A 740-nucleotide genomic window follows, 5' to 3' on the forward strand; every position below is an offset into this window, starting at 1 on the left:
GTACACAGATGGAAGTAAGCTATTTGATAAATGGTACACCGAATCAAGTAAACTTCACCGGTGTTGTGATGGATATCGACCGTTTGAACAACAACGTTGAAGAAAAGAAGAATTGTTATGAAGGCTGGGTAGCCTTTAACCGAGCATCAGGTATGCGAAACAGTGCCTACGAGCACCAGATTCCCGAACAGTTATTTTCAACCGATACAGAGCAGGCTGAAGGTGTCTCGACAGCCAAAGCACTCGCGATAGCAATGGCACAAGGACAAAAGATCTATACGTTAACTTCAGCTAACGCATCACAGCTGAACTTCATTGCGATTGATGAGGGGGCTAGGTCGGAGATTCAAGCTGCTTTGCTTCAAGGGCTTGAAGTAACGGTTCATGAGTCACCTATTACTGTTAATGGATGGCATGGATCGGGTTATTCGATCATCGATACCGAATACGGTGTTGGTGCTTATAAGATATCTGGTGGAGCTAGTGGTTCCGCTGTACAGAATCTAGCTAACTTTTCAGATGCTGTCTCTTGGGTTTCTCTGTTTGCAGGTGGATGGCACACAGCAATGGGGCTTCTTCATAGTCCATATGGTTTCACCGTAGCTGCGATTGCTAGCTATACTAATTTGTTCACAACCGTTATGGCTTGGGCATTAGTATGTGGTGATCCAGCAGTAAATATGCTCTTTTACATGCTCTCTACTTTCATGTTTGCGTTATCTACCATTTTATCTACTGGT

Annotated in this window: 1 pseudogene; it reads left to right on the forward strand. The window is 44.1% G+C overall.

The window, feature by feature from the left end:
• Window positions 1–740 (forward strand): annotated as a pseudogene (locus tag A3756_RS27055) (hypothetical protein); the annotation flags it as partial.

It is taken from the genome of Oleiphilus sp. HI0086 (assembly GCF_001635225.1).